Here is a 26,292-nt window from a genome sequence, read left to right as displayed (position 1 = left end):
TAAAGCTCAGGCAGAGCAAAGGCCTTACCAGATCATGTCTGACACCACACTTCCCTCCGCCCGGCTGGCAACCATCACATCAGGCAGCCTGATGATGGTTGCTGTCATTTTTGGTCTGACATACGGACTGAGCGGGCCACTTTTCATGCTGGAGCTCACAGAACGCGGGTACAGCACACAAACTGTTGCTATTAACGCCATGATGCATGCTCTTGGCGTGTTGCTTATCGCTCCTTTCCTGCCTCGCATTGCTGTGCGGTTTGGCCCGCGTCGCCCTGTCATGCTTGCATTATGTTTCCTGGCATGCGTCTTACTGGCATTTCCGTTCATCACCTCTGCGTCTCTCTGGTTCCCGTTGCGCACTGGCATGGGCATAGCAACGGAAACCCTGCTCATTCTTTCAGAAAGCTGGCTAAATCAAATGACACCGGACACTGTGCGTACCCGTACCATGGGTCTGTACAGTGCTATGATGTCAGCTGGTTTTGCCCTCGGGCCACTGCTGCTGGGCTTAACAGATCGCCATAGCCTCACACCCTTTCTTATAACCTCGGGCCTGCTGCTACTGACATTTGGTCTGATCGCCATGCCATGGGTTGAGACACCTCAGAAACATGAATCAACACAGCATACCGCTCTGTGGCGTTATGTTGCCCTTGCTCCGATAGCTATAAGTGCAACATTGCTGCTCGCTATGCTCGAGGCATCAGGCTCTTCTTTTCTGTCTCTCTATGCCATGCAAAATGGCTGGCCTGAAAAACAGGCTACCCTTTTACTGTCTGCCATGCTGCTTGGGGCAATATGCTTTCAGCTCCCGCTTGGCTGGCTTGGTGACCGCATCAGCCGCCGCCATCTGCTTATTGCACTTGGCACGCTCTCCTGCCTGGGTGCGCTGCTCTGGCCTGTCGGCATTGCACATCAGCCCTGGGCCTATGTGATTTTGTTTATATGGGATGGGCTGTTTGCTGGCCTCTACACCATTGTTATGACTGTTGTAGGCAGCCGATACCAGGGGAAAGACCTTGTCGCAATTTATGCTGTGAGTTCCGTCGCCTGGGGTGCCGGCACCTTTATTGGCCCTGAAGCGGCGAGTACTGCCATGGGCCTGACATCAAACGGGCTGCCGCTCTTTGTCTCGATAGCCTGCGGGCTTTTTACATTACTGCCTGTATTTCTTAAAAAAAGTGCCTGACAAACCGGAAAAACAGCCTGTCAGGCACCCAAAAACTCTCAGTAACGCTTTATCAGTCAGGGAATTTTAGCAACACGCAGCAGGTTAGTTGACCCGGCAACACCAAAGGGCAACCCTGCTGCAATAACAATAGAGCCACCTGAGCTGCCAACGCCTGCCTTCGCGACGACATCCTGCGCAACGTCCACCATACTTTCAACACTGGTGACAGATTTACCCTGCCCGCCGAGGAAAGCTCTGACACCCCAGACAAGTGCCATACGACGCGCAGCCTCATGTGTTGGTGTTATGCCCAGAACAGGGCACAGAGGACGTTCACGTGCAATACGGAACGCTGTCGCACCGCGATGCGTATACGCTACAATGGCAGAGGCTTTCAGCGTGTCAGCAACCTGCTGTGCTGCACCGGCGATAGCATCAGCAACAAAATCTTCTGGTGCCAGACGCGCAACAGACATGGATGCCTGCCACTCAGGATCCTGCTCGATACGCCAGATGATACGGTTCATGATCCGCACAGCTTCACGCGGATACTGACCGGCAGCAGATTCAGCTGACAACATCACCGCATCAGCACCATCAAACACAGCCGTAGCCACGTCAGAGGCCTCAGCACGGGTTGGCGTAGGTGCCGAAATCATACTTTCAAGCATCTGTGTTGCAACAACAACCGGCTTACCCAGTTTACGGGCGAGACGGATAATACGCTTTTGTGCAAGTGGGACGTTCTCAGGTGGCAGCTCAACACCAAGGTCACCACGGGCCACCATCACGGCATCTGTCAGCTCAAGAATAGCTTCGAGATTTTCCATAGCCTGAGGTTTTTCGAGCTTAACCAGAAGGTTTGCACGGTCACCAACCAGAGCACGGGCCTCGCTGACATCCTCAGGGCGCTGCACAAATGACAGCGCAACATAATCAACACCAAGGCTGAGTGCGAACTCAAGATCACGGCGGTCTTTAACGGTCAGAGCCGGGATAGGCAGTGCCACATCAGGAACATTCACCCCTTTGTGGTTAGAGAGAACGCCGCCAATTTCAATACGGGTTTCGAGCCAGTCCGGTCCGATTTTTTCAACAACGACGGCCAGTTTACCATCATCCATCAGCAGACGACTGCCAGGACGGGCCACCCGGATAATTTCAGGATGAGGCAGCTGTACGCGGGTTTCATCACCCGGCTCATCATGAAGATCAAAACGGAAAGGAGCACCGCTTTGCAACGTGACCTTACCATCTTTAAATTTACCAACACGCAGCTTTGGACCCTGCATGTCTGCCAGAATGCCGATTGGTTCACCCAGTTCAGCCTCAACACGTCTGACTATAGCGTGTCGCGCTGCATGATCTTCGTGTGAACCGTGCGAGAAATTAAAACGGAACACATCAGCTCCGGCAACAGCCAGATCACGAATGGTCTCATAATCAGAGGATGCCGGGCCCAAGGTTGCTACAATCTTGGTCCGACAATGAAGGGCGTGTTGTATCGACATTTCTTGTCCTTATTTTGCCGTACTCTGCCTCAGGAAGGAGTAATGACTTCTCCTGCATCAATCCCCCACATATCGCGGCGCAGTACCCAGCCACTATATGGTCTGACGGAGACTTTGCACCAGTCACTTCCTGCGGCACATTCTTTTACTGATCCGACCGTACCTGGCCTGAGAACCGCAACAACAGCTGACGACTCTTCAGGACTCTTCTTCAGGAAGACAGCCTGCTTGATTTTTTTAGCCTCTGCAAGGTCTGTCACACTTCCTGTTACGCGACTGTCCATATGGCCTGAAACCGGAATTTTATTGCCATTTTTATCAACTTTATCGGGTATGGGGCTTTCATCGCCAGGCGGCTCACCTGGCACAACAAAAGACCGGCTGCCGGAAACAACAGCCTGCTGCACCCAGCCTTTCTGGCCACTTTCATCTTCAACCAGACGCCATACATCGAACTCACGCTCAATACGCAGCGGCATGCTACGGCGATGATAAACCCACAGAATAGGAAAACGCCGCCCGGGGCCTGCACGCATATTCACCTCGTCAGCACGCAGGGACGCATAGCGTGGCAATGGCAGGCCGGTAACTGTGCCTTTGGGGGCTTCAGGCGTCTGAGGCACGTCAGGCACAGGCGGAGCAGCAGCAGAGGGGCTCTCAGCCTTCTGTACCGCAGCAGCGGCACCAGCAGCAGCAACTGCGCCCGCACCCGCGGCAGCAACTGCATGTTTCCTGTGAACAGCAGAATGATGCACAACAGGTGCAGGGTGCGCTTTATGCGCATCATGGTGAGCTGCTGTTTTCTGATGTTTCTTCGCCGGCGGAACGGCTTTTTTATCGGATGAGTGTTTCTTCGGGTTCCTGTGATGCACAGCATGAGAAGGATGCGACGAAGTACTTTGCGTTGCGGCAAAGACATCAGAAGCAGCGACAACACACCCCAGAGTCCCCAGGGCAGCGTACAAACGCAAATGGCGAGACAACAGAATTTCAGACATCATAGCAGCATCCCTGCCAAGAGAGAGCAAAGACGACAAGAGTCTTCATGCAAATTTGTATTTTTATAACACTGTGCCACGCCATTTTACCTAGAAAACTGCCAGCCTGGCACCCTGAGAGAGTTCAAGAAAACCAGGCAGCCCCATAACCGTAACAGCATCACACAACTGATCTTCAGAAATTTTCATACTCCTGATCCCGGAGTCGCAAACATGAAAAGAAGCCTCATCAAACTCAAACAGCGCCTCACGCAGGGTTTCAATACCGGCAACCCCGGCTTCAAGCCGTCCTGCCTCACGCTCACTCTCTTCAAGCCCTGACCAGTCTTTACAAAACGCACGAGTGCCACTGCCCATGCCAAACAATATGACGCGCTGCCCAAGTGCGCAGGCCGTAACAGCCAGCATCAGAGCAGCATGAATCCTCTCATAGCGGGCCTCGACAAGCATAAGGGCAATAGCCGGAAAATGCTGCATTCTCCCGTTTCTATCTTCACCAGTCATACTCTGCCCCACACCGGAGGAAGAAAACGTCTGAACACCCATATGAGAAGATGCCGCTTTTTTCATTCTGATATCTCCTGTTTACCACCACATACCGGACAGGACGGATCCTGATTCAGAGTAATCGTCGTAAAACGTGTACTCAGGGCGTCCCACATCAGCAACCGGCCTGACAGACTCTCCCCAAGACCCAGAATTTCTTTGAGCGCTTCAGTCGCCTGCAGGGTGCCCATCACACCAGTCACAGCACCAAACACACCTGCCTCGCTACAGCTTAACCCGGCGGCGTCACCATCAGTCTCCGGATAAAGACAATGATAACAGGGCCCGCCCTGCCAGGGACGATAGGTCGAGAGCTGCCCGCCAAAGCGCTGCACTGCCGCTGACACCAGTGGACGACGTGCCCGCACACAGGCAGCGTTTACCAGGTAACGGGTGGAGAAATTATCAGACCCGTCGCAAACCAGATCATAACGCCCGATAATCTCATCACAGGTCTGTTCTGATAAACGTACATTCCAGGTATCCACGGTAATGTCAGGATTGAGCGCCAGCAGCCGCGCCTTTGCTGAGACAACCTTCTGTTCGCCCACAGCTGCCGTGTTATGCACAACCTGCCTTTGCAGGTTTGACAGCTCAACGACATCATCATCAACCAGACCAATGCGACCTACCCCTGCAGCAGCAAGGTATAATGCAACAGGTGAGCCAAGTCCCCCTGCCCCCACGACCAGAACAGAAGCCTTCCTGAGCGCGAGCTGACCTGTTCCCCCAACCTCAGGCAGCAGAATATGACGGGAATAACGCTGAATTTCTTCCTCAGTAAACTCAGTATCCATCATAATGTTAACCTTTCATTGCCACGCCTGAGAATAACTTTGCACCTGCCACAGAACACCCTGACAGGCCATTAAGAAAATATTGCTACACCCTTAAAAAAATACCTTACAGAATCGAAATTGTATGCAGCTTATCTTTGCATATGACCTGCATGTCTGTTATGAATAGCTATGCAATTTTCATATAGGGGGAATGCGTTATTATGACCCACTACACCTCTGTCGGACAAAGTGCCCGGCTCGCAGCCCGGCCAGGACGCCACATGGCTCGCATGGTGTGTGCCGGGACATCAATAGCCGCATTTGGCCTCTATCTGGCCTCCCCTTTTCTGACGTTATGGTCAATCGGATCCTCGCTGAAGACACATGACATGGTCTCTCTCGGGCAGATGATTAACTGGGGAGAACTCGATACCTCTATCAAACAGCAGGCGATGGCGGGTATGCATCTGCTGCCCGCAGCAACAGACGATCTGCCTGAATTTGGCTCTTCGTTCGCAACGGAGGTCGTTTCAAATGCTGTTGATATTAACGTCTCACAGCAAAATCTTGGCACGCTGGTTGACGAGGTTCTGCCCGCTTCTGCGCAGGAGCATGCTACTCACAATCTTTCTTTTGCCAGCCTGATCAGCCAGGCTACGTTTCATTTTGAACGCCCTGACCTTTTCGTTGCCCTTGTTCATCTCCCGGGGCACGAAAATGAAACACCGCTGGAAATTGATATGCGCATCCAGCACTGGCAGTGGAAGGTGACCAGTATCAACTTTCCCGCGCCACGGCCACGCACGATGACTGCATCAGCTGCACCGGGCAACGCCTGAGCGCTTAGTGCCTGCCTGAAGACTGGTTATTTTACTGTTTAACCAGCCTTCAGACAGATGCTTTAATCAGCTGGCAGCAGGAAGATCTTCTTCAAGCAGAATCAGATTAACTGCATAAGAAATTTCCCCCTCTTCATCATCACGATGAATAGTGCCTATAACCTCGCCGTGAACAGCCAGCTCAACTGACATACCAGCACGTGGCGGCGGGTTAACTGTCAGACCGGGTGACCCCAGAAGACGGCGCAATGCAACCTGCAGGCGGGTAATTTCGGAAGGAGAAGGACTGTTACTCATGATCATGATCCTCAGAAAAAAGTTACGGGCCAGAGCCAGTCTGCTCACCAGAGCATAATGTGACGTTCAGGCCTGATACCGCAACATAACCCACACGATCAACAGCTCTCCCGCTGCCTCCTCTTTTAACCGTTGCCTTTAAGACACGCCTTTTTCTGCCGCAACCTTACCTTTCTCGTGCCTTTCTGAAGCCATTTTGTAACGGCTTCATAGGCAGCAATAACAAACACTAACAGAAGGACTACGCTGCTTTACATGCTGTTAACCACCTGATCATTCCGCAGATGATGACCTTAACACTCTCAAAAACAAAATTTAAAAAATATACTTCGGAAAAGAGGCGCAGAATGAAACCGGGCCGCACGCTTGCTCTGACACTCCTTATTGGCTGTACCCTTGGGCTTATCGTTTTAACAAGCCGGGAAAAGCCCGCTGATATACCAGCGCCAGCGAAGACGGTAACCTCATCAGAACATCTTATGAATATGATCAAAGAGAGTGGTGTAAGGCAGACAGCCAGAGAACTTGATAAAGCACATGACTGGTCGCAGGTCAGAAAGGTTATCACCACCGGGCAGGATAATACCCGCGAAGTTGTTGCCGCATTGCTACCCCTGGCAGACCAGGCAACAAACCGCTCACTGTTGCAGACAGCCCGCTACAACCTGCCCAGGCACCCCGTACAGATTCTGAGTGCATCAGAATACACCGATGCCACACCAGGCGGCGCGTTCAGATTAGAAGGGCTGTGCAATGCAGCCGGCATGTCTCACGCATGGCAAAGCCGGACCCGCGAAGCATTAAGCAACCTGCATGACGTAAGGCTGGCCTCTCGTGTGAACGACTGTCTTAATGCGCTCAGACAAAGCAACCATAACAGCTTCTGAAAACAAAAAATTCTTAACACACGTAAATGAGATATGACATCAATACATATCTCATATACGTTGAACGCAGAAAAAAAATAATAAGCATAGCCGGATACAATACCTAACTATGCTACCAGGAAGAGTTTGAAATTATGTTCACTGACCAGCACATGCGAACAGTCCGTTTTCTTGCCCGAAGACACTATCAGGTCACCACACAGTAATATACAACCGGCCTTCTACACACTAAAGATTTGTGTAATTATGTGTCGTTACTACCTGAAATAAGAAAATTTTTATTTCCTACCCTCGTGACATATTTCATCCGGGCATATTATGGAAAAAAAACACCTTTCTATGCTTAAAGCAGGTTTCGGGCCCTGTTTACTGCCCTGTTCCTTCATACTGCTGACAACAGTGATAAGCGCTTCTGCTCACGCAAAAGACGCAACCACACCACTGATAAACCCACACTCCTCTGCGTCAACGCTCGTACGCCATCACACTCACGGTCAGATTGCCACAATCAGCAGTGTAACCGCACCACATAATCAAAGCCGATCTCCTGCACAGAAGCCTGCAAAAGAAAGTAGCTTCTGGGATGCTGAAATGCTGCCTCCCCTCAGCAGCCGTTCAGAGGCTTATGGCTACCCGCAAATGCTCGAGCTGAACGCGGTCCCTCCCAGCCTGCTGCACCAGGGGCCATGGGGCGTATTCAATACCAACTCAGGAGCGGCGGCAGGCTGGGGCACTGTGGCTTACTACTCGAATGTACGATGGGCTGAAGACTGGTCTCGTCTGCGCAATGACAAAAACCGGAATAAATCGCTCGAGACTCTGAAATTCATTCCTTTTAATAAGGATGAAACTGTTTACATGACCCTCAGCGCTAATTTTGAAAATCGTAATTTTTATGACCAGAAAGCCGGTCTGGGTACAGTACGAAAATCCCCGGCATATCGTAATACACTGCGCTGGAGCGCAGGTGCAGACTTACATCTTGGGAAGCACGTACGCCTGTATGGAGAGCTTCTTAGTGGTCAGGCCGGGGGCGTTAACTACTACGGATATGCAGGCGGACGCTGGCGCAGTAAAATTGACGCACAACAGGCTTTTATCGAAGTTAAAGGGCATATGCTCGGTGCAACTATGGGCGCCATGGCCGGACGCATGGTCTTTCTTGATGCACCTGCCTACATCACGGCAGGGTCAGTCTACCCGACCGTACCCTATTCATGGAACGGTTTACGCGGGTATGCTTTCTGGAAAAATTTCAGGGTCGATATTTTTGATCTTATGCTGACAGATACCAGTAACCCTGTTGCATTTCGCAATAAAGTCGGATGGAAAACTCGATTATTTGGTGCCTATACATCTTACGCCTTACCAAAATTCCAGTTAATGGGGCAAAAAAGCCAGATTTTTATTGATGCTTTCTACATGGGCTATCTGCTGGCTAACAGCTCCATACCAGGGGCAACCAGCAACATTGCGGGTTCAACCCACCGCGATACACCTGGTGTAAAAATATGGGGCAACGCTGGTCACGTTGAATTTTCAACTGGTGCTATGTGGCAGGGCGGTAATTTTCAGGCAGCAAACAATGGACCAAAACGCTCAGTTTCAGCCTATTTTCTGAATGCGACAGTCGCCTGGCGTTTTAGCAAATGGTGGAGCAGACCAGCAATTGGTATACAGGCGGATGATATCTCAGGCGGCAACATGCACAAAAGTGCCACCAGCAAATGGGGGGGCTTTCTCAGCCCGTTTGTTCCCTCTGCCTTTTATCTTGACCAGAGCGTTGCATTCGGCCTGTCAAACGTCATTGACGTAGGGCCGGTTATCACCCTGGCGCCCACACAGAACACAAGCCTGCTCCTGAAAGTGCCGGTAGTATGGAGACATACTACGAATGATGCTGTGTATAACAACGCCAGCACTGCCTATAATTTTCGCCCTCACGGTGGCTACAGCGCTACCCTGCCGCAAGCTAACTTTACGTGGCGGGCTACCAGAAACCTGACCTACAGCATTGGCGCTGAGTATGTTTTTGCTTCAAAAGCACTGGTACAATCGGGGGCGTCTTCAGGAGCGTTTGTTCTGGGCACTGCTGACGTAACATTCTGATCATGCCGGGCCAGGATTCCCTTTCATTACGACTTCATTTCATTTTCAGGCAGACAGACAGGTGATATCTCTTTAGTAAAGCTCATCCGCCTGCCTGTATAACGAGATCAGAGAAATGTCGTCACCTGCCAGAACCACCAGAGAACTCACACTGCGCGCGCTTATTCTTGGCGCACTTATTACTGTTGTTTTTACAGCATCAAATATTTATCTGGGTTTGCGTATTGGCCTGACCTTTGCCTCTTCTATTCCGGCGGCTGTTATTTCAATGGCTGTTCTGCGTGCTCTGGGGCGCAGCTCTGTTCTTGAAAATAACATTGTTCAAAGTCAGGCCTCAGCTGCCGGCACGCTGTCGTGCGTTTTCGCCACCTTTCCCGGTCTCATCATGACAGGAATATGGAGCCATTTCCCATTCTGGCAGACTGCAGGCATCTCTCTCGCAGGGGGGATTGCAGGGGTTTTATTCACTGTTCCGCTCCGTCGCGCACTGGTGGCAGACAGCGCTTTGCCTTACCCTGAAGGCGTAGCAGCAGCAGAAATTTTGCGTGCCGGCAATTCAGGCGAAAACAAAAAAGGACTTAATGCGCTGATCAAAGGCAGCACAGCCGCTGCCCTGTTTACATTAGGCAGCAATGGCCTGCGCCTGTTGTCAGACAGTGTATCAGTTACAGCCAGCGCAGGCGCTGCCGTGTTTCAGATAACCGGCGGCCTCTCTCTGGCACTACTGGGTGCTGGCTACCTGGTCGGGCTAACCGGTGGACTGGCCATGCTTTTCGGCTGTGTTCTGGCATGGGGCGGTGGCGTGCCATGGCTTACAGCCCATACACCTAACCCTGAACATCTTGTCCCCGCTGCATTCGCACAGTCTGTCTGGTTGCATAAAGTGCGTTTTGTCGGCGCCGGCGCTATCGCTATGGCCTCTGTCTGGACACTGGTTGAGCTGGCAAAGCCAGTAGCCCGCGGGCTGCAAAGTATTGTGCGTACACGCCATCAGACCTCTGCCGGCCCGGAGGAAGATAAAGACCTCTCTTTCCGCAGCCTGCTTGCTCTGCTCGGACTGACGACAGTAATGCTGGGCAGCCTGTTTACTTTTTTTCTTACCCCGTCATCTGACCCGATCTGGCCAGTCGTCATTGCATCTGTTTTATTCTGCATTATCTTCGGTTTTATCATGGCGGCTACATGCGGCTATATGGCAGGAATTGTCGGCTCATCTTCCTCACCAATATCAGGCATTATTATTATCGCAGCGATGCTCTCTGCCCTGATGCTGCTGGCCCTGGAAGCCTTCCGGCTTATGCCTGCCCATATGATGCTCGACCAGCAAAAGCTTGCAACAGGCTTCACCATTCTCATTCTGTCTGCCATTACCGCAACGGCAGCCATTTCAAACGATAACCTGCAAGATCTTAAAACAGGTCAACTTGTTGGTGCCTCCCCCTGGAAACAGCAAATTGCCCTGATTGCCGGCTGCGTTGTTGGTGCGGCAGTTATCCCCCCGGTGCTGAATATTCTCTACCAGGCATATGGTTTTGCAGGTTATATGCCCCGCCCCGGGATGGACCCCTCACACGCGCTCTCTGCCCCGCAGCCCGCATTAATTACACTCATTACAAAAGGCATTTTTACGCATTCGCTTGACTGGTCCATGCTGTCACTGGGCATGGGGCTTGGCTGTATTCTGATTATTATTGACCTGCTGTTACGCAAACGTGCCCTGGCACTGCCCCCGCTGGGGGTTGCGATCGGCATTTATCTGCCTCCCTCTGTCAGCGTTACCCTGGCAGCCGGTGCAGTGCTGGGCTGGGCCATTAAACGTCACCTGCACACAAAAAACAGACAGGATGACAGCACAACACTGCCTCAGAGCGTGCCTGAACACGATGCAGGGACCGGCACCATGCTGGCCTCGGGCTTTATTGTGGGTGAGAGCCTGACCGGCGTTGTGCTGGCTTTTATCTCATGCACGCTTGGCAAAGATGACGCCCTCTCACTCGCCGCATGGGTACCGGCTCCCGTGGCCTCAGCAATGGGATTACTGGTGTTTTGCCTGCTGGCGTTATGGTTTTACCGAACGATCGTAAAAGACGCGCATTAATGCTGTAAAAAAACAGGCAGAACTGAGTTGTGCAGCACATAGCCCGTCGTGCTGCTCACCAGCCGGTTATGCAAAGCCGCATGTTTATACCCCCCCATAACAATCAGGTCAGCCTGCCAGCGGCGGGCTTCGCCTAAAATCGTTGCTCCTGCTGCTGTGGGTGAGCTTAACCGAACGACACGTACATCCGTCACATTAACCTCTGGCATGATGTCATAAGGCCAGGGGTCCTCCCCATTCACCAGAACATGCACAGCAGCACCGGCAAGTAACGGGCGCGAAGCTTCAAAAGCACGGCGGGCACAGTCAGACTGCTTCCATGACAACATAATATTATCGCAGCAGCTCCCTCTCCAGCCATCTGGCACAAGCAAAAGTGGTCTGCCTGTTTCAAAAACAGCACTTCTGAGAATCTGCTTCTGATGTTCTGTATCTCTCTCCTGGGGCAGGTTGAGTATCAGCAGGTCAGCATCTCTTCCAAAAACCGGAATAATCACATCAGCCTTAGCCTCAGGTGCCAGCCAGTTAATTTCAGGAAAAATACCATCTGTAACAGCCTGATACAAATTCTGACGCCACAAATTCACTCTGGCATGCCAGGCCTCAGCCCAGTCTGCCTGGTCCTCTCTGAGTAAAACAGTGCTGCTTTCTGTAAGCAGGCTTAATCCGTCCCCTGGTGGTTCACGCAGTGCCATGAAATCAATACAATCAGGCTGCAGACGTGCGGCTATCCCACTAACGAAATTCAGCATTTCTTCTGCATTTTCAGGCCGGCCCACAATAACCAGACAGCGCCTCATCTTCTTTACTCCATCAAGATGGTAAGGCGCATAGATTTTTTATTTGCCGTCAGACGCCTCTGAGACTGCATTAGAAACAATTCTCTCAAAGACACCAAGAAAAAACTAACAATCAAAGTGTGCTCGCTATGAGGTGATGAGAAAAATTTTATTCAGCTCTCGCCACAAACGCATCTATGGGCCACATTTCGCCTGCTTTACGAGCAGGCCCGACCTGCTCAGTCCTGAAACTGAAAAGGCCCGACCTATCGTGCTTCTCAATGTCATCGAGCGTAACCCCGATACGCTGCCCGCCTCTGACACACCACTTCCGACTATTGTGCTCATACATGGTCTGTTCGGGCAGGCGCGTAATCTTGGTTTTGCGCAGCGTCACCTGGCTGCAACCCACCGCACTCTGGCTATTGATCTGCGCAATCATGGCAAAAGTCCCCATGGCCCCATGACCTACCAGATCATGGCAGAGGATGTGCGCGAAACGATACGACATTTCACGACTGAACCTGTTATCCTGCTCGGCCACTCTATGGGGGGCAAAACCGCCATGACCCTGGCGTTAACACACCCCGAGATGGTTCATAGCCTGATTGTTGGTGATATTGCCCCGGGCGCCGGCGGCTTTGCAAACATGGATCTCTCATCCGGGCTGGAACATGTTAATTTTCCTGCCAGGCTCGACCGCAAAGAAGCAGATGCTCTGCTGCGTCCGCTTATTCCCAATGATTCTGTACGCCAGCTTATGATGCAAAACCTCACGCTGGGTGAAACACCAGGCTGGTCCATCGGTCTGCATGATATATTTCAGAGCCTTCCCGCAGTTATGGGCTGGCCTGACTTCCCTCCTGACACACACTATGAAGGGCCGGCCTTATTCATCAAAGGGGAGCTGTCACCTTATATTCAACCGCACAACTTCCCTGTGATGCGTCAGCTTTTCCCGCACTATACGCTGGAGACAATCGAAAAGGCCGGACACTGGATTCACGCCGATGCCCCGGCCCGCTTTATCGAGCTGGTTGATGCCTTTATAAAAGCTCATTAACCGGGTTGTTCTTATCGCAGGGCGACACCTTCAGCGCGGCGCCCTGTGATAGCCAGTGCTACAGCCTCAGCAATACGGATACCATCAATCCCGGCGGAGAGAATACCACCGGCATACCCGGCCCCCTCACCTGCGGGGAACAGACCCGGCGTGTTGAGAGACTGACAATCCTCCCCGCGCGGAATACGCAAAGGAGACGATGTGCGGGTTTCGACACCGGTCATCACCGCATCCTCCATCGCAAAACCTTTGAGCTTACGATCGAACAGCGGCAGAGCTTCACGCAGGGCCTCAACGGCAAAAGCCGGCAAACATTCTGACAGATCCGTCGGTGTTACACCCGGTTTGTAAGAAGGCACGACAGTTCCCAGGCTGACAGAAGGCCGACCAGCCAGAAAGTCACCCACTCTCTGAGCAGGGGCTTTATAATCTCCGCCACCAGCCAGAAAAGCCTGCCGCTCCCAGTGACGCTGAAAAGCAATGCCAGCCAGCGGGTCATCAGGATAATCCTCCCCAGGGCGTAAATCGACAACCATGCCAGAATTCGCATTACGCTCAGCACGGCTGTACTGGCTCATGCCATTTGTAACCACATGCCCTTCCTCAGAGGCCGCGGCGACAACTGTTCCCCCTGGGCACATACAGAAAGAATAAACACCACGACCATTGCTGGCATGGTGCACCAGCCGATATTCTGCCGCACCCAGCAGCTCATGCCCGGCACTGCTGCCAAACCTGGCAGTATCAATAACCGACTGCGGATGCTCAATGCGTACCCCCATGGAGAACGACTTGGCCTTCATCTCCACACCACTTTCTGCCAGCATAGCAAAAGTATCACGTGCGCTGTGCCCGACAGCCAGCACGACATGATCGGACTCAATAATTTCGCCACTGGCCAGCGTCACGCCACGGATCGCTCTGGTAGCCGGATCAAGATCGAGCGCATCAACAAGGCAGCCAAAACGATACTCCCCTCCGGCTGCCTCTATTTCTGCGCGAATATGCTCAACCATTGACACCAGACGAAAGGTACCAATGTGCGGATGAGCAAGATATAAAATCTCTTCAGGCGCGCCGGCCTTCACAAATTCACGCAAAACCTGACGGCCGAGAAAACGCGGGTCACGCACCTGACTATATAATTTACCGTCAGAAAAAGTGCCTGCACCTCCCTCACCAAACTGCACATTGCTTTCAGGCGTCAGCACTGAACGGCGCCACAGGGCGAAGGTATCAACCGTACGTTCGCGCACAATTTTACCGCGCTCAAGCAATAATGGCCGCAGGCCCATACGGGCCAGCATCAGCGCGGCCATAAAACCACAGGGCCCGGCACCAATCACTATCGGGCGGCGATAACCTGGTTTTGAGGCACAGACCGCACCGTCACTTACCGGCGGGGTCCAGCTCATATCCGGGCTGACTGCGACATGCGTGTCACGCGGGTGGGCTGCTTTATAGCGGGCCAGTACACCGGCTTCATCCTTCACGGTGCAGTCAATGGTGTACACCAGCCGCACAGCATTACGCCTGCGGGCATCATGCCCGCGCCGAAACACACTGAACTCCTCCAGTTCGTCCGAAGAAACTGAAAGTTTCTGACAGATAGCCTCCTCCAGTTCTTCCGGTGAGTGATCAAGCGGAAGCTGCAATTCTGTCAGTCGAAGCATGGCGCGGCCCTTATCAGATGTGGTAAACAAAAAACACCGGCATAACACCGGCTTCCCGTGGCTGATGGCTTACAGATGCAATCAGCGATCGAAAAGCCACTCTGCCAAGGAGAGAAACATTTTATGGTCAAAGTGCCCTCTTCGCATCAGCATACAGATGCCGTTGACAGCCATGAAGCTGATACCCACGCACACTGCACGCACAGCCACAATGATCATGAACACAATCATGATCACCACCACGGCGAGCATCACGACCATGATCATAGTCACGGCTGGTTCAGCGCACACTCACATGCGCCGGCATCATTTGGCATGGCGTTTGCCATCGGTATCCTGGTTAATACCATTTATACCGGAGCAGAGGTAGTCTGGGGCCTGCTTTCACACTCGCTGGCGCTGCTGTCTGATGCCGGGCATAATTTATCAGACATTCTGGCACTGGGAGCCGCCTGGCTGGCAGACACGCTCTCTAAGCGTTCTCCTGATACACAATTTACCTATGGCTTACGCCGCTCATCTGTACTGGCTGCTCTGAGCAATGCCGTGGTGCTGCTGCTTGTTACCGGCGGTGTCGCATGGGAAGCTATTCTTCGCCTTTCTGACCCCACACCTGTAGCTGGCAAAACCGTGATGATTGTCGCCGCCCTTGGTATTCTTATCAACGGAGGCTCAGCCCTGCTTTTTGCAGCAGGGCAAAAACATGACCTCAATATCCGCGCAGCTTTTCTGCACCTGATGTCAGATGCCGTCATTTCTCTGGCTGTGGTGGTTGCCGGCTGGTTTATGCTGCTGACCGGCAAAGCCTGGATTGACCCTGTTGTCAGCATTATCATTTCAGCCCTTATCGCCCTGACCACGTGGAATCTGTTACGTGATGCCATGCGCATGGCTATGGATGCCGTACCGGCCTCGGTTGATTACACCGCAGTAAAAGAGTTTCTGCTCTCCTCCCCCGGTGTTGAGGACCTGCATGACCTGCACATCTGGCCACTCAGCACCACCGAAACAGCCCTGACAGTACACCTGGTGCGCTCCTCCGTTACATCTGATACACCGGCTGAAACGTCAGACAATATGCTCACAGGTATTCATGAAACACTGCTCAGCCGTTTTCGTATCGCACATGCGACGATACAAATAGAAAGTGCCGGGTACGTTCCTTCATGCCGTCTGACAGACCCTGATTCAGTCTGAGACCTGGACTGTCTCTTCCATCTCCCTCTCTGAAAGAAAGCTGTTACCCTTGGGTCTCTCTCTGCCTGAAAGCAACAAAAGCATTGCCATATACAGCCTTCTGGTCAGCCTTGTCGCCCTGAGTCTGAAATATGCTGCATGGGCTGTCAGTGGCAGTATCGCACTGTATTCTGATGCGATTGAAACCATCATCAACGTTGTTTCTGCCGTGGGAGGGCTGTGGGCTCTGAGCATTGCTGCCCGCCCGGCAGACCACAACCACACTTATGGCCATTATAAAGCAGAATATCTCTCAGCCGTGGCTGAAGGTACGCTGGTTCTGCTCACAGCCTTCATCATTGCACGGGAAGCGTGGCTGGGCTGGCAACACCCGCACCCGCCGACTGCCCCTTATGAAGGGATTGCGCTCAATGGTGCGGCAACACTGGTAAACCTTATATGGGGCATGGTGATGCTGCGTGCGGGCAGAAAGCGCCGCTCACCTGCTCTGATTGCCGGTGGGCAGCATGTTCTCTCTGATGTCTGGACAGGTGCAGGTCTGATTGCGGGTATCACACTTATTCCCCTCACAGGCTGGGAGCGGCTCGATTCCATTCTCGCCGGCCTGATTGCCCTTAACGTACTGCGTGTGGGCTGGGGTGTTATGCGCGACTCTATCGCCGGCCTGATGGATCAGGCTCCTGCCCCTGAAACTATTGAGCAGATCTGCGATATTATTGCCTTAAAAGGCAAAGGGGCGATTGAGGCACATGACATCCGCACACGCGTCATCGGAGCCATGACGTTTCTTGACTTTCACCTGATTGTACCGGGCAATATGACCGTGACAGAAGCCCATGATATCTGCGACCTCATTGAGCAGGAACTCAGCAGGCAGATGGGCAACACCCTGGTACATATTCACGTCGAGCCTGACAACATGGCCAAGCATGAAGGTATTGTTTTCTGGCCACGTCCGGCAACAAATTAAACTATTATCGGCTGCCAGGGTGCACTTTCCCTTATAATCAGGCCGGTAAGGCACAGAGATATCTTTCTTTATAAAGGGAACGTGCTAAGAGCACCCGCATCTTTTACTAAGCCTCAGGATTTCCCATGCCGTCCAGCATGACAGCCGCCTCCGCACAGCTCCGTCATATTCGTGAGCAGGCAAAAGCCGGAACAGCAAGCTGGCGCCGTAAGCTGATTTACTGGTCAGGTGCTGTGATGGTGGGGATTGTAGCGGTTGGTTTTGCTGCCATAGCTGATAAAGCGGCGCATCTGCGCAGTCATATCATTGCTATCAGCCCTCTGCTTATGCTGCTGGTCACGCCCTGTGGCATGGCTCTCTCCTCATGGCTGACAGTCAAATGGTTTCGCGGTGCACAGGGCAGTGGTATCCCTCAGGCGATTGCGTGCCTGCATCTGCACGACTTCAAAACCATTGATAAGGTTTTGTCCCTTCGTATTGCTTTTGCCAAAATTCTCCTCACGACACTGGGGCTGCTTTCGGGGGCTTCTATCGGGCGTGAAGGACCGACTGTTCAGGTGGGTGCATCTATCATGCACACTGTCGGCCGGTTTATGAAAATCAATGACCCCATGCGCCAGCATGCTCTGATCAAAGCCGGTGGTGCCGCCGGGGTTGCGGCAGCCTTTAATACACCGCTCGCTGGTATTGTTTTTGGGATTGAAGAGCTTGCTCACTCTTATGAGCAGCGTACCAGTGGCACCATGCTGACCTGCGTCGTGCTGGCCGGGGTGACGGCTATCGCTATGGTCGGCAATTACACATATTTCGGGCATACTGACTCTGTCGTGCCGGTGGGGGCCAGCTGGCTGGCTGTTCTGGTCTGCGGCATTGTCGGCGGGGTTACAGGCGGGCTGTTCTCTGCTCTCCTTGTGCGTATTTCACGGGGCATTCCCGGTTATGCCGGCCGCTTTATCATGCAACACCCGATTATTTTTGCTGCACTATGCGGTTTGGTTCTGGCTGTTATTGGTGTTCTCTCTGGCGGCATGACATACGGCACAGGTTATTTTCAGGCCCGGGAAAGTATTATGGGCACCCAGCACTATCCCATGTCCTATTTTATTCTCAAATATATCGCGACCATTGTTTCCTACTGCTCTGGTGTACCAGGCGGGCTCTTTGCGCCTTCACTCTCTGTCGGTGCGGGCCTTGGCGGATGGATCGCACAGTTTTTGCCACACTCCACTCCGGGCGCTGTCGTGCTGCTGGGCACTGTCGCTTACTTCGCCGGGGTGACGCAGTCCCCCCTGACAGCAACTGTCATTGTTATGGAAATGTGTGACAACCAGCAGGTTACACTCGCTCTGCTGGCCAGCGCATTCCTGGCTTTTGGCGTTTCACGCGCTATCTGCAGCCATGCTCTTTACGGTGCTCTGGCCGTCAAATTCCTGCGCTCTGCCACACCACGTCGTGCACAACATACACAGCCCGCCAAAGTGATGCGCGACCATGCTTCCTCCTGAGGCATAACTGAGCCTGCCAGAGAACTCTGCTCTTCTTCTCTGGTATCAGGTCAGAATGCACCCTATATGAGAACGACTTCATGCCGTTAACGGAGACCCTGTTTGATGTCTGACTCTCCCACTTCTGATGCTCTGGTGCCCGTCACAGTCCTCACGGGCTTTCTTGGTGCCGGAAAAACAACAATGCTCAACCATATTCTGACGGCTCAGCACGGCCGTAAATATGCGGTTGTCGTCAATGAATACGGCGAGCTTGGTATTGATAACGATCTGGTTGTCGATACGGATGAAGAAGTGTTTGAAATGAACAACGGCTGCATCTGCTGCACAGTCCGTGGTGATCTTATCCGTATTCTGACCAGCCTGATGAAACGCCGTGGCAAATTTGACGGCATTATTATTGAAACAACCGGCCTGGCTGACCCTGCCCCTGTTGCTCAGACTTTCTTTGCTGACGAAGATGTCAGAAGCAAAACCCGCCTTGATGCCGTCGTTACCGTCATTGATGCTATGAACATTGAGCAAACCCTTAAAGAAAGCCCTGAAGCGCACCAGCAGGTAGCTTTTGCTGATGTTCTGATTCTCAACAAAACCGACCTGGCAGACGAAGCACAGCTCGAAGCTGTGGAGAAAACTCTTAAATCAATTAACAGCATTGCTCCCGTTCACCGGACAAAAAAGGGCAACGTCAAACTGACTGATGTGCTCGACCAGGGTGGTTTTGACCTTGAGCGTGTTCTTAAAAATATGCCTGAGTTTCTCGAACACCCTGAGCATAAACATGAAGCTGATATCAGCAGCGTCTCTCTCAGCCTTAAAACTCCGCTGGATGCCAATAAATTCCAGCTCTGGATCAGCGCCCTGCTCCAGGAAAAAGGAGCTGACATGCTGCGCACCAAAGGTATTCTGAATTTTGAAGGGCAGCCTGACCGCTTTGCTTTTCAGGCCGTGCACATGATGGCTGATGGTGATTCTATTGGCCCATGGAAAGAGAATGAACCGCGCGAATCACGCCTGGTCTTTATTGGTCGTAACCTTAACCGTCCTCAGCTGCGGCGTGGATTTGAAAGCTGCGCAATCGCATGAGCACTCCCATCATCCACGGGCTGATTGATAAACGCGGTGCTTCACGCGTTGTAAACGGCCATATTATTGCCTGCACAGCATCACGCGATAGCCAGCGTTTTGCTTTCACCACCGGTGAAGGCGATGTCATAGTTATTCATCGTGCTGACCTGACAGAAACCTCTGCCTGGGTCACCCACGCTGTGCATGACGGCTCGGCATTGTGCATTGCCCCCGACACGGACCCACACAGTTTTCTGACTGGCGGAGACGATGGCCGTCTGTGCCGCATTGATATGCATGGCGAGATTGAAGAGCTGAGTAAAAGCCGCCGCTGGGTTGACCATGTTGCCACCCATGTCGATGCCAAAACCGGCTGCATTGCTCTTGCCACAGGTAAACAGGTTGAGCTGCGCGATGCAACAGGCCGCAAACTTGTCAAAACACTCGAGCACCCCTCAGCTGTGTCAGGGATTGTTTTTGATGCCAAAGGCAAGCGTATAGCGGCCTCTCACTATAACGGAGCATCAGTCTGGTTCACTCAGCCTAAAAGCGAATCTGCCCGCGTTCTGGAATGGAAAGGCAGCCATATCGGCATTGCCATACATCCTAAAGGGGATGCTCTGATTACCGCTATGCAGGATAACGACCTGCATGGCTGGCGTCTGTCTGACGGTCATAATATTCGTATGAGCGGTTATCCTTCCAAAGTGCGCTCACTCTCCTTTTCCTCAAACGGAAAATGGCTGGCCACCAGTGGAGCAGACTGCGTTATTATGTGGCCATTTTTTGGTGGTGGCCCAATGGGTAAAGCCCCCAAAGAACTTCCCGGTGCCGGTGGTGCCCTGTGCACCTGTGTTGCATTCCACCCTCAGCAGGATGTCGTTGCCGCTGGTTTTTCTGACGGCACAGTGCTGCTGATTGAGACTGAAAGCCAGCGCGTTCTGCCCGTTACCACAACGGGCAAACATGGTGCTGTCACTACCCTGGCATATAGCGCTGATGGCTGCCTGCTGGGCTTTGGTACAGAAGGCGGACAGATTGGTATTGTAAACCTTTCTGCTTCCTGAGTGCGTATTTCAGAGTGTCGGGCTCAAAGCCCGGCCTCTGCTTCAGCCCGCATTAAAAAAGAACGTATCAGCGCATTTACCTCTGCTGCCTTTTCAAGCTGCGGCATATGCCCTGCCCCCTCCAGAAAATGCACTGTGACACGTGATGGCAGACCCTGCCCATGAGATGCAGGTAAAATAGCATCCTCAACACCCCAGATCACCTGAGCGGGGATATCAGTCGTCGTAAAAACGGAGCGTAGAATCTGACGCTGCCTGCTTCCGTCAAAACAGGCATTCACAATATGATGCAGGGCCTCTCTGACACCCGCGACGTTATGATTACTCAAAACATCTTCGACCGCTTTACGGCCAATAAGAATTTTTGCAGCGACCAGCTTTTCCAGCACCAGACGCATAGCAGCCGGATCATCTGCTTCAATAAAATTGTAAAGAAACTCAGCATTCACTTCAGCCCCAAGGGCTGCTGGTGCAATCAGGCTGAGAGACGCTGCCTGGTCAGGCCTGAGCTGCGCGAGGCTAAGAGCTATCCCTCCTCCAAGCGAGTGCCCCATAAGATGCACCCGTGGCAGCTCCATCTCTGTCAGCATATGCGAAACAATACTGGCAAATGCCCGTAATGTACCCTCCCCTACATGCAGGCACGAAGAGCCGTGACCAGGAAGGTCAAAAGCAATGACACGCCGGCCAGCGGCAAGGGCATTCTGCGTCAGAAACCAGCTGTTAATGCTGCCCCCAAAGCCGTGAATCAGAACCAGAGGAAGCCCTTCGCCCGCACCTGCATCGCGGATAGCCAGGTCATAGTCACCAACCTGCCTGAAATATATTTCAGGGTGTCCCGCTACGTCAGGCATGACCCTCTGGTCCGCCTTTACTCCCGATTACCACGAGTTATCCTTCATCAGGCAAAAAATCGAGAACAATCCCGTTAATGCAGTAACGGTCTCCGGTAGGAGGCGGACCATCAGGAAAAACATGGCCAAGGTGCCCCTTACATACTGAACAAACAACCTCGGTACGCACCAGACCATTACTAATATCAACCATACTTTCTACCGCACCAGAAACCGGGGCGTAAAAAGATGGCCAGCCACTACCGCTTTCATATTTTGTCCCGGACACAAATAAAGTACTGCCGCAGCCAATGCATGAATATGTACCGCTACGCTTTTCAGAATTAAGTTTGCTTGAATTTGGTGGTTCTGTACCGCGCTCACGCAGAACAGATTCCTGCTGTGATGTCAGCCTATGCACACCACAGGCCTCATTAACAGCCTTATAAGTCATAGAGTTACTTTCTATATTTTTTTGCATTTAAATACTACTCGCACTACTTTGTTATCGCAGCGATAAAAGACATAAAGATTCATAGGATATTTTTGGTTACTATACATAACTTCATATATAATTAAAATTGTATTAATTATATTTTAATAAAATAAATAAAAAGTGACCACACTGGCAGGTATTGTCAGCATGTCATCTTTCGTCAAAATAGTATTTATGAACATTGTATCATCCCCCTCACAACCGGCTCTTGTCCTGCTTCGGGACGATTTTCGTATTACTGACAACCCGGCCCTTCATGCCGCAATCAATAGCGGAAAACCGCTTATCTGCCTGTATGTTCACGACGCTGCCACAACAACGCAGGGAGTCGTCAAATGGTGGCTTAGCAAGGCACGTGCGACATTTGCCGCAACTCTACAGCAGATGGGCGGTGATCTGGCTGAAATAAGTGGACCGGCAACGCAGATTATCCCGGAACTTGCAGAGAAATTACATATTGATTCTGTCTTCTGGAATCGCCGCTATGATTTGTCAGGACGTGAGCAGGATACGCACCTCAAAAGCACCCTGCAGGACGCCAGATGCACTGTACATTCGCTGCCCGGGCGCCTGTTACATGAACCATGGGTTTTACGCACTGGCAGCGATCAGCCTTATAAAGTGTTTACTCCCTGGTGGCGTGCACTGCAAAAACTAGGGGCACCAGGCCGCAGCCTGCCAGCACCAGAGAAGGTTACCTTCTTCCCCTGGCCAGATGATCTGAAAAATCTCATCTCTAAAGAATCAGAAATCAGCCTGCCGGAAGGCGCATGTGATGCAGAAAAAGAATGGCTCTGCTCAGAGGAAACCGCGCATGAGTTGCTGGAAACATTTCTCGAAACAGGGCTGACACACTACAGCACGGACAGAGACCGGCCTGATAAAGACGGCACGTCGTCTCTCTCCCCTTATCTTCGGGCCGGCCTCCTGTCAGCCCGACAGGTGTGGCACGCAACCGAAGCTGTTATGCGGCAGAAACCACACCTGGCAGATCAGGGATGGACATTTTTGTCAGAGCTGGGATGGCGCGATTTCGCCTGGACGCAGTATTTCTATTATCCTGATATGGCGACAAAGAATCTTCGCTCTGAATTTGATCATATGCCATGGGGCGATGATGAAACCCTGTTTAATGCATGGAAAATGGGCCGCACAGGTTATCCGCTGGTTGATGCCGGCATGCGCCAGCTTTATGCAACCGGGTGGATGCATAACCGGGTCAGAATGGTAACAGCCTCTTTTCTGACAAAACATCTGCTCACAGACTGGCGTAAAGGCGAAAAATGGTTTCGGGAAAGACTGGCTGATGCTGACCCGGCTCAAAACGCAATGAACTGGCAATGGTGCGCCGGCACGGGCATTGATGCCTCCCCCTGGTTTCGCATTTTCAACCCGGTTGGCCAGTCCGAAAAATTTGATCCATCAGGCGAATATATTCGTCAGTGGGTGCCTGAGTTGCGCGCTCTGCCTGATAAATTAATACATACACCATGGAAAGCAGGCGGAGATTTGCTCAGGCATACAGCTGTAACATCAGGCAAGCGCTATCCCGCCCCGATTGTAGACCTGAAAACAGCCCGGACACACGCCCTCGAGCTTTATAAAAACCTGCCTCAGAACTGATCTGAGGCAGGCTGCTGCATCCGCTTAGCCTGCTAATATATAACGAAAAACCTCTATCAGACCAGGTTGCACGGCATAGCGGATCAGAAGAAGTACAACCATAGGACTAAAATCAACACCGCCAAGATCGGGCAAAATTCTCCTGACAGGAGCCAGAACAGGCTCTGTTACGGCCTCAAGGAAATATCCTGCTCTCTGAACGAAGCTTTTACGGGCATCAAGCACCCCAAAAATACACAAATTGATAAAAATACATGAAGCAAGCAGAACCCAGCAATAAATGTTCAAAAGACGCATGAGTAAAATGAATATCATGAACAACAAGTAATTATTCCTTACTTAATTCTAATACAGACCCCAAACGAAGGCACAGGCCCCTCTCCGCGAGTATGCTAACAAACAGGATTATAACCATTTTGGGGGATAAAAACTAACCTGTAAACGATCAGAAACTGGTTTGTAAATTACATTACAACACTCTGATCATACTGATTTATAATGAACTATAAAAAAACCGGGCGCATCTCATAACCCGCTTTTATTTTCTGCCAGCAGAATACTCAGCTTTACAAAATGCAAGAAAATACAACTGCACCAGAAACGCAGGGATCATAATACAGGACAGGGATATACCAGATAAAAAACAGGATACCAGCAAAAATGCCGGTGCCAGACAAAGTAAAAATACAGAAAACCTGTCACCGATATTATCAAGCGTCAACGCTGAACAGCTTCCTGATAAAATAAGAAATATAACTGAACATAATCTGGGAAACAGATTATATCTGCCTCCCTTTATCAGCCCGTGAGAAAGCTGATCGAGAGAAGAAACTCGTGCCGACCAGCCCATAATTTTAAATAAAAATGAAAACGGCAAAATTAAAATATCAAAAACATTTTTAAAAAGAGAAAGAAAACCTTCAATAAAAATCGGCACAGACAAAAATACGACACCGCACGCTATATTTACAAATACAACAACGAGCAGTGACTTAGACGAAAATAATTTCATCTGCTCCCTTTATCTGTACACAGAATTTTAGTCTTTCCACCATTTTACAGGCTGTGGCTCACTATCTATGACATCAGCATTGCTTTCACTCTCAAAGTCTTTTTCCGCAACCGGAGCCGCAGATACCTCTTTACGAGGGCGACCACGTGGCTTCGCGTCGAGACGTTTGCGCAGGCCATGCATTTCTTCCTCGCAACGCTCAAGGTCCCACTGAAGGCCTCTGATAATGCGGGTCTGAGCTACAACTTTAGTTTCAGCTTCTTCAAGCTTCACTTTCAGCTCTGTCACCTCAAGGTCAGCATGAACCTGACGTGTAGTCAGCGCTTTATTTGTATGCTGCATATCCTCGATCAAACGTGAGGCTTCTTCTGCGCGCTTTTTCTCGGTCGCCAGCAAACGCCGCAAATGCACCAGCTCGCTGTCGCCTGTACTACCTGATGAGAAATGAACTGTACGCGCTGTACCACTTGCCTGCACTGAAGCGAGTGCTCTTGGCTTAATACCGGCCAGAGAGTGCTTTTCAACCTGCACATCACCGTCTTTTACAAAACGACGACGTCTGAGCTGATTGCCGTCACCCTGCGCGCGCTGAACAGCCTGTGCACGGCTCTGATGAGAAGAACCCATGCGCTCAAGGGCACTACGAAGTGATTCTTCCTCGCTTGCCTCTTCCTGGCTTTTCTCAGGTTTTGAAAAAAATGAAGATGATGCCGCTGCTTTTATAATACTTACCATTATTATACTTTTTACTTTCTTGATACATCAGAAGAAATTCTAAAATCTTCTCTTTTCAGAAATCAGAGAAATAACTCTTCACTTCCTTCTGATGCATTACATACGCCATGTTTATGGCACGCCGTTAAATGATTAAAATACTGTAGAAATTAATCTCTTTTTCTTAACATATAAGAGAAAATAATTTCTTTAACTGACAGATAACATACTCAGATTTTTTTTCCAATCAAAAATACTTTCACTGCCCACAAAACATCCCTCAAAAACAATCAAAAATAATATATAATATGAATTTTATTTTAAAAAAATATAATTAACTTTAAATAAATAGCCATTTTTTATTTAAATAAGAATAAAAAACACTCAATAAATACAAAAAAAAATTAAAAAAATATATAAATTTATAGTTTTTTTTAAATTAAAGTTAATAAAAAATACTATTTAATTTTCCACAAAATATCTTTTTTACCATCATCGTTAAAATGTCTGGCGAGAACGAAAAAATAATCCGACAATCTGTTAAGTATTTTTAATATCTTTTTATTCACCTCTTCTTCCTGCATTAAAGTAACGAAATCCCGTTCTGTACGACGCACCTGAGTTCGCACCATATGAGCCCACGCCGCTGCAATACTGCCACCGGGCAATACAAAGCTGGTCAACGGCGCCAGTCTCTCCTGCAACGCAAACGTTTCCTGCTCAACCCACAGCAGAAGCTCTTCTGTAATACGTGCCGCCCGCTCTGCTTTTTTTGTTGCCTCAGGACAGCAGATATCAGCGCCCATATCAAACAACAAATGCTGTATCTGCATCAAAGTTTGACTGACAGGAGACTCATCGGGAACATGTGCCCTTAACAAACCCACCGCAGCATTCAGCTCATCCAGGCTACCAATTACTCCTACCCTGGCTGTATGTTTAGATACACGGCTTCCGTCACCCAGTGAGGTTTGTCCGCTATCTCCCCCTCGTGTCACAACACGATCTATGCGAATGCTCATAACCTTATCCTTTTAAACCGAATATTAAGGGA

At 51.0% G+C, this 26,292-nt stretch carries 24 protein-coding genes; 12 read left to right on the top strand and 12 right to left on the bottom strand.

What is annotated here, in order from left to right; all coding sequences use genetic code 11:
* Window positions 1-34: 34 nt before the first annotated feature.
* Window positions 35-1,192: an MFS transporter gene (locus tag HK11_RS02175; protein WP_086553696.1), complete on the top strand. Its 1,158-nt coding sequence runs from the start codon at window positions 35-37 to the stop codon at window positions 1,190-1,192.
* A gap of 56 nt (window positions 1,193-1,248) precedes the next feature.
* On the opposite strand, the gene pyk is transcribed toward HK11_RS02175, so the two are convergent.
* The 4 genes from pyk to HK11_RS02155 all read right to left on the bottom strand — a co-directional run bounded on the left by pyk (window position 1,249) and on the right by HK11_RS02155 (window position 5,026).
* Complete coding sequence (gene pyk, locus HK11_RS02170) at window positions 1,249-2,685, bottom strand: pyruvate kinase (RefSeq protein WP_086553695.1); 1,437 nt, start codon at window positions 2,683-2,685, stop codon at window positions 1,249-1,251.
* A 29-nt stretch (window positions 2,686-2,714) separates the two neighbouring features.
* Window positions 2,715-3,686, bottom strand: a complete 972-nt coding sequence (locus HK11_RS02165; protein ID WP_233133268.1) for an SH3 domain-containing protein — start codon at window positions 3,684-3,686, stop codon at window positions 2,715-2,717.
* A gap of 87 nt (window positions 3,687-3,773) precedes the next feature.
* A complete protein-coding gene (locus HK11_RS02160) occupies window positions 3,774-4,253 on the bottom strand; it encodes a DsrE family protein (protein WP_086553694.1) in 480 nt (159 codons plus the stop codon).
* Window positions 4,250-5,026 (bottom strand): molybdopterin-synthase adenylyltransferase MoeB, encoded by a 777-nt coding sequence (locus HK11_RS02155; protein ID WP_086553693.1) that lies wholly within the window; start codon window positions 5,024-5,026, stop codon window positions 4,250-4,252. The genes HK11_RS02160 and HK11_RS02155 overlap by 4 nt, the downstream gene beginning before the upstream one ends.
* 203 nt (window positions 5,027-5,229) lie before the next feature.
* Between HK11_RS02155 and HK11_RS02150 the strand changes: the two genes are divergently transcribed.
* The gene (locus HK11_RS02150; RefSeq protein ID WP_086553692.1) at window positions 5,230-5,847 is read left to right on the top strand and encodes a DUF2939 domain-containing protein; all 618 of its coding nucleotides are present in this window, start codon (window positions 5,230-5,232) and stop codon (window positions 5,845-5,847) included.
* Between the two features lie 66 nt (window positions 5,848-5,913).
* Here HK11_RS02150 and HK11_RS02145 read toward each other — a convergent pair whose 3' ends face one another.
* A complete protein-coding gene (locus HK11_RS02145; protein WP_086553720.1) occupies window positions 5,914-6,144 on the bottom strand; it encodes a DUF3126 family protein in 231 nt (76 codons plus the stop codon).
* A 347-nt stretch (window positions 6,145-6,491) separates the two neighbouring features.
* On the opposite strand from HK11_RS02145, the gene HK11_RS02140 reads away from it, so the two are divergent.
* The 3 genes from HK11_RS02140 to HK11_RS02130 all read left to right on the top strand — a co-directional run bounded on the left by HK11_RS02140 (window position 6,492) and on the right by HK11_RS02130 (window position 11,238).
* Window positions 6,492-7,031: a hypothetical protein gene (locus HK11_RS02140; protein ID WP_143216343.1), complete on the top strand. Its 540-nt coding sequence runs from the start codon at window positions 6,492-6,494 to the stop codon at window positions 7,029-7,031.
* A 318-nt stretch (window positions 7,032-7,349) separates the two neighbouring features.
* Window positions 7,350-9,140, top strand: coding sequence for an alginate export family protein (locus HK11_RS02135; RefSeq protein WP_086553690.1), 1,791 nt, complete (start codon window positions 7,350-7,352; stop codon window positions 9,138-9,140).
* Between the two features lie 115 nt (window positions 9,141-9,255).
* Complete coding sequence (locus HK11_RS02130; RefSeq protein WP_086553689.1) at window positions 9,256-11,238, top strand: OPT family oligopeptide transporter; 1,983 nt, start codon at window positions 9,256-9,258, stop codon at window positions 11,236-11,238.
* On the opposite strand, the gene HK11_RS02125 is transcribed toward HK11_RS02130, so the two are convergent.
* Complete coding sequence (locus HK11_RS02125; RefSeq protein WP_086553688.1) at window positions 11,235-12,038, bottom strand: universal stress protein; 804 nt, start codon at window positions 12,036-12,038, stop codon at window positions 11,235-11,237. The two genes, HK11_RS02130 and HK11_RS02125, sit on opposite strands and share 4 nt — an antisense overlap.
* Before the next feature lie 250 nt (window positions 12,039-12,288).
* Here HK11_RS02125 and HK11_RS02120 point away from each other — a divergent pair, with 250 nt between their 5' ends.
* Window positions 12,289-13,080 carry an alpha/beta fold hydrolase gene (locus HK11_RS02120; RefSeq protein ID WP_086553719.1) on the top strand — a complete coding sequence of 264 codons (792 nt, stop codon included), beginning with the start codon at window positions 12,289-12,291 and terminating at the stop codon, window positions 13,078-13,080.
* 11 nt (window positions 13,081-13,091) lie between these two features.
* Here the strand turns inward: HK11_RS02120 and HK11_RS02115 are convergent, their stop codons facing one another.
* The gene (locus tag HK11_RS02115; RefSeq protein WP_086553687.1) at window positions 13,092-14,753 is read right to left on the bottom strand and encodes an NAD(P)/FAD-dependent oxidoreductase; all 1,662 of its coding nucleotides are present in this window, start codon (window positions 14,751-14,753) and stop codon (window positions 13,092-13,094) included.
* A 123-nt stretch (window positions 14,754-14,876) separates the two neighbouring features.
* Between HK11_RS02115 and HK11_RS02110 the strand changes: the two genes are divergently transcribed.
* The 5 genes from HK11_RS02110 (at window position 14,877) to HK11_RS02090 (ending at window position 20,560) form a co-directional block, all read left to right on the top strand.
* Window positions 14,877-15,950, top strand: coding sequence for a cation diffusion facilitator family transporter (locus HK11_RS02110; protein WP_233133266.1), 1,074 nt, complete (start codon window positions 14,877-14,879; stop codon window positions 15,948-15,950).
* 49 nt (window positions 15,951-15,999) lie between these two features.
* A complete protein-coding gene (locus HK11_RS02105) occupies window positions 16,000-16,920 on the top strand; it encodes a cation diffusion facilitator family transporter (protein ID WP_369822903.1) in 921 nt (306 codons plus the stop codon).
* A gap of 125 nt (window positions 16,921-17,045) precedes the next feature.
* Window positions 17,046-18,425, top strand: a complete 1,380-nt coding sequence (locus tag HK11_RS02100; RefSeq protein WP_173559773.1) for a chloride channel protein — start codon at window positions 17,046-17,048, stop codon at window positions 18,423-18,425.
* 105 nt (window positions 18,426-18,530) lie between these two features.
* Window positions 18,531-19,511: a GTP-binding protein gene (locus tag HK11_RS02095; RefSeq protein ID WP_086553685.1), complete on the top strand. Its 981-nt coding sequence runs from the start codon at window positions 18,531-18,533 to the stop codon at window positions 19,509-19,511.
* On the top strand, window positions 19,508-20,560 hold the full coding sequence (locus HK11_RS02090) for a WD40 repeat domain-containing protein (RefSeq protein WP_086553684.1): 1,053 nt from the start codon (window positions 19,508-19,510) through the stop codon (window positions 20,558-20,560). Before HK11_RS02095 ends, HK11_RS02090 begins: the two co-directional genes overlap by 4 nt.
* A gap of 23 nt (window positions 20,561-20,583) precedes the next feature.
* On the opposite strand, the gene HK11_RS02085 is transcribed toward HK11_RS02090, so the two are convergent.
* Entirely contained in the window at window positions 20,584-21,414 is an 831-nt protein-coding gene (locus tag HK11_RS02085; RefSeq protein WP_086553683.1) for an alpha/beta fold hydrolase, read from the bottom strand.
* Between the two features lie 37 nt (window positions 21,415-21,451).
* The gene (gene msrB, locus HK11_RS02080) at window positions 21,452-21,847 is read right to left on the bottom strand and encodes a peptide-methionine (R)-S-oxide reductase MsrB (protein ID WP_086553716.1); all 396 of its coding nucleotides are present in this window, start codon (window positions 21,845-21,847) and stop codon (window positions 21,452-21,454) included.
* 189 nt (window positions 21,848-22,036) lie between these two features.
* On the opposite strand from msrB, the gene HK11_RS02075 reads away from it, so the two are divergent.
* Complete coding sequence (locus HK11_RS02075; protein ID WP_233133265.1) at window positions 22,037-23,512, top strand: deoxyribodipyrimidine photo-lyase; 1,476 nt, start codon at window positions 22,037-22,039, stop codon at window positions 23,510-23,512.
* A 24-nt stretch (window positions 23,513-23,536) separates the two neighbouring features.
* On the opposite strand, the gene HK11_RS02070 is transcribed toward HK11_RS02075, so the two are convergent.
* The 3 genes from HK11_RS02070 to HK11_RS02055 all read right to left on the bottom strand — a co-directional run bounded on the left by HK11_RS02070 (window position 23,537) and on the right by HK11_RS02055 (window position 26,260).
* Entirely contained in the window at window positions 23,537-23,809 is a 273-nt protein-coding gene (locus HK11_RS02070; protein ID WP_233133264.1) for a YggT family protein, read from the bottom strand.
* Window positions 23,810-24,551: 742 nt separating this feature from the next.
* Window positions 24,552-25,259: a hypothetical protein gene (locus tag HK11_RS02060; RefSeq protein WP_086553680.1), complete on the bottom strand. Its 708-nt coding sequence runs from the start codon at window positions 25,257-25,259 to the stop codon at window positions 24,552-24,554.
* A gap of 437 nt (window positions 25,260-25,696) precedes the next feature.
* Complete coding sequence (locus HK11_RS02055; protein ID WP_086553679.1) at window positions 25,697-26,260, bottom strand: cob(I)yrinic acid a,c-diamide adenosyltransferase; 564 nt, start codon at window positions 26,258-26,260, stop codon at window positions 25,697-25,699.
* Window positions 26,261-26,292: the final 32 nt, after the last annotated feature.

Source organism: Acetobacter sp. DmW_043, assembly GCF_002153485.1.
Lineage (GTDB): Bacteria > Pseudomonadota > Alphaproteobacteria > Acetobacterales > Acetobacteraceae > Acetobacter > Acetobacter thailandicus.
Note: the sequence above shows the minus strand (reverse complement) of the source record. Positions and strands in the feature narration are given on the sequence as shown.